The organism is Xanthomonas sp. SHU 166, assembly GCF_000364685.1.
In the GTDB taxonomy this organism is placed as follows: Bacteria; Pseudomonadota; Gammaproteobacteria; order Xanthomonadales; family Xanthomonadaceae; genus Xanthomonas_A; species Xanthomonas_A sontii.
In genome coordinates, this window is sequence record NZ_AQOJ01000233.1 from 1 (window position 1) to 3,612 (window position 3,612).

General features: G+C 70.2%; 2 protein-coding genes. One reads left to right on the forward strand and one right to left on the reverse strand.

Features of this window, described 5'->3' with window-relative positions; all coding sequences use genetic code 11:
• Positions 1-640: LacI family DNA-binding transcriptional regulator (locus D180_RS07700; protein WP_017912335.1), on the reverse strand; the 640-nt coding region annotated here is incomplete at its 3' end.
• 132 nt (positions 641-772) lie between these two features.
• On the opposite strand from D180_RS07700, the gene D180_RS07705 reads away from it, so the two are divergent.
• Positions 773-3,124 (forward strand): GH92 family glycosyl hydrolase, encoded by a 2,352-nt coding sequence (locus tag D180_RS07705; protein ID WP_043090621.1) that lies wholly within the window; start codon positions 773-775, stop codon positions 3,122-3,124.
• The last annotated feature ends 488 nt before the right edge of the window (positions 3,125-3,612 follow it).

Consider the following 3,612-nt stretch of genomic DNA (forward strand, 5'->3'; position numbering starts at 1 on the left):
CGGCGGCGGCCAGCGCCTCGCGATAGCCGGCGCGGCGCTCGGCGCAGGAACTGGACTGGCGGTGGCCGCCGAAGAAGGCGATGGCGCGGTGGCCCTGCGCCAGCAGGTGTTCGGTGGCCAGGCGCGCGCCGCGGCGGTTGTCCAGCGCCAGCAGCGGCCAGTCGCCGTCCAGCGCGCGGTTGAACAGCAGCACCGGCAGGCGCGGCCCCAGCAACTGGCGCAACCGCGCGGCGTCGGTGTTCTCGGTGGGCGAGAGGATCATCGCCGCGGGGTGATGCTCGATCAGCGAGGCCAGCACGGTCTGCTGGCGCTCCGGCGATTCGCCGGTGCTGCCCATCAGCATCACGTAGCCGGCCTCGGCCAGCGCCGCGTCCACGCCGCCGGCGAACTCGGCGAAGAACGGGTTGGCCAGGTCGTTGACCACCAGCGCCACCGCATTGGACGCGCGGCCGCGCAGGCTGGCCGCGCCGCGGTGGTAGACGTAGCCCTGGCGGGCGATCTCCGCCGCCACCCGCGCGCGCGTGTCCGCATGCACCAGCGGGCTGTTGCGCAGCACCAGCGACACGGTCGCCCGCGACACGCCGCAGGCGGCGGCGATGTCGGACACGGTGACGCGTTTGTCGGCGGAAGACGGCGCCACGGCGCATTAGACCGGTTCAAAAGGTCGCTCATCCTGCGCCGTCGTCACCGGATCCGCATTTTGCAGTGCAGCAAGGCATTGCAGCGGGTTTGTGCTATCGGTTTGGATCGATTCGATACCGGGGAGCCTGCCATGCGCAGCTCGAGGATGCTGGGCGGCGCCGCCGCACTGCTGCTGGCCGCGCTGTGGCCGATCGCGCCCGCCGTCGCTGCATCTGACGCCAAGGTGGGCGAGCGTGCGGTGGCCGCGGTGGATCCCTTCATCGGCACCGGTGGCGAGGGCCACACCTATCCCGGCGCCACGGTGCCGTTCGGCATGGTGCAGCTGAGCCCGGACACGCGCATCCAGCCGCGCAAGGACGCCTACGGTTGGGCGGCGGGCTACCGCTACGACGACCGCAGCCTGGTCGGCTTCTCGCACACGCATTTCTCCGGCACCGGCCACTCCGACCTGGGCGACGTGCTGCTGATGCCGATCAGCGGCGCGGTGCGGCTGGAGCGCGGCGACCCGGACACCCCCGGCAGCGGCTACAGCGCGCGCTTCCGCCACGACGACGAGCGCGCCGAGCCGGGCTACTACGCGGTGACCCTGGACGACGACAAGGTGCGCGCCGAACTCACCGCCAGCGCTCGCGTCGGCGTGCACCGCTACACCTACCCGGCCGGCCAGCCGGCGCACGTGCTGCTGGACCTGCGCACCAGCCTGTACGACTACCCGGGCAAGATCAGTTGGTCGCGGCTGCGCCTGCGCGCCGACGGCACCGTCACCGGCTTCCGCGAGACCCGCGGCTGGGCGCCGGGGCGGCAGCTGTACTTCGCCCTGCGCTTCTCGCAGCCGCTGCGCGGCCACGCCTTCCACAACACCGAGCAGGACATTCCCTACAAGGGCTTCCCGCCGCCGGGCGACAACGACCCTACCCAGCGCGCGCAGATCGAAGGCCGGCAACTGGTGGGATCGTTCGACTTCGGCGACGCCCTGCGCGGGCCGTTGCTGGTCAAGGTGGCGATCTCGCCGGTCAGCGAGGACAGCGCCATCGCCAATCTCGACGCCGAAGTGCCGGGCTGGGATTTCGACGGCGTGCGCCGCGCGGCGCGTGCGCAATGGGCGCAGGCGCTGGGCGCGGTGGAGGTGGACGCGCCGCCCGCGCAGCGCACCCAGTTCTACACCGCGCTGTACCACAGCCTGCTCGGCCCGACCCTGTTCATGGACAGCGACGGCCGCTATCGCGGGCCGGACAACGCCGTGCACCAGGCGCAGGGCTACACCCACTATTCGACGTTCTCGCTGTGGGACACCTACCGCGCGCTGCACCCGCTGCTGACCATCGTGCAGCCGCCGCAACGCACCAACGACATCGTCAACTCGCTGCTCGCGCACCAGCGCGAAAGCCCCTACGGCGTGCTGCCGGTGTGGGCGTTCCACGGCCTGGAGACCTGGTGCATGATCGGCTACCACGCGGTGCCGGTGATCGCCGACGCGTACATGAAGGGCATCCGCGGCTACGACACCGACGCCGCGCTCAAGGCCATGGTGGCCAGCGCCAACTACGGCCCCTACGACGGCATCGCCCAGTACCGCGAACTCGGCTACGTGCCGATCGACGAAGAAGGCGAGGCCGCCTCCAAGACCCTGGAATACGCCTTCGACGACTGGACCATCGCGCAGATGGCGCAGGACATGGGTCGCACCGAGGTCGCCGCCACTTTCTCCAAGCGCGCCGGCAACTGGCGCAACGCCTTCGACCCGGACACCGGCTTCATGCGCGCACGCAAGCGCGACGGCAGCTTCCGCACCCCGTTCGATCCGGACGCCAGCGGCTACGGCACCGACTACACCGAAGGCAACGCCTGGCAGTACTCCTGGTACGTGCCGCAGGACGTGGCCGGCCTGGCGCGTGCGCACGGCGGCGACGACAAGCTGCTGGCGCGGCTGGACCAGGTGTTCGACGCCAAGGTCGATCCCAAGGTGTTCGCGCACATGGAGGACATCACCGGCCTGATCGGCTGGTATGCGCACGGCAACGAGCCCAGCCACCACGTCGCCTATCTGTATGCCTATGCCGGGCAGCCGTGGCGCACCCAGGCGCGGCTGCAGCAGATCATGCGCAGCCAGTACGCCGCGCGCCCGGACGGGCTGGCCGGCAACGACGACATGGGACAGATGTCGGCCTGGTACGTGTTCACCGCGCTGGGCTTCTACCCGGTGGCGTCGGCCAGCAACCAGTACATCCTCGGCCGCCCGTTCCTGCCGCGCGCCACCCTGGCGCTGCCCAACGGCAAGCGCTTCACGGTGATCGCCGACGGCCTGGACGACGCGCATCCCTATGTCGGCAGCGTCACCCTCAACGGGCGGCCGCTGAACCGCGCGTTCCTGCGCCACGAGGAACTCATGGCCGGCGGCCAACTGCGCTTCACCCTGCAGGCCACGCCCAACACCGCCTGGGCGGCGGCCGGCGCCGAGCGCGCCTATTCGATGAGCGAGTGAAGGGCGCTCCACCTATTCCGGGAGATGTCCCGTAAGAGCGGCTTCAGCCGCGACGGGGCATTCCCGGTCGAGCCCTGTCGGCTAAAGCCGCCCCACTGGGGCTTGCGGCGAGCCCGCCCGGTGCACTGTGGGAGGGGCTTCAGTCCCGACGCATTGGGCAATCGGAAAACGCACATCACGTCGCGTGTCGCGGCGGTATGACAGTTGACCCCCGCGTGGGTTTACCGCGAGCCTGCCGGGTGCATTGTGAGAGGGGCTTCAGTCCCGACTGCTGCAGCAATCGGTTATTGGATGGCTTCACTCGTCGCGACTGAAGGCGCTCCCACAGGGGCTTGCGGCGAGCCTGCCGGGTGCATTGTGAGAGGGGCTTCAGTCCCGACTGCTGTAGCAATCGGTCATTGGATGGCTTCACTGGTCGCGACGAAGTCGCTCCCCCAGGCCTTGCGGCGAGCCTACCGGGTGCACTGTGGGAGGGACTTCAGTCCCGA

Bases quoted from the DNA above. Each gene is read 5' to 3' on its own strand.
- D180_RS07705 (WP_043090621.1), top strand. From the start codon at position 773: ATGCGCAGCTCGAGGATGCTGGGCGGCGCCGCCGCACTGCTGCTGGCC.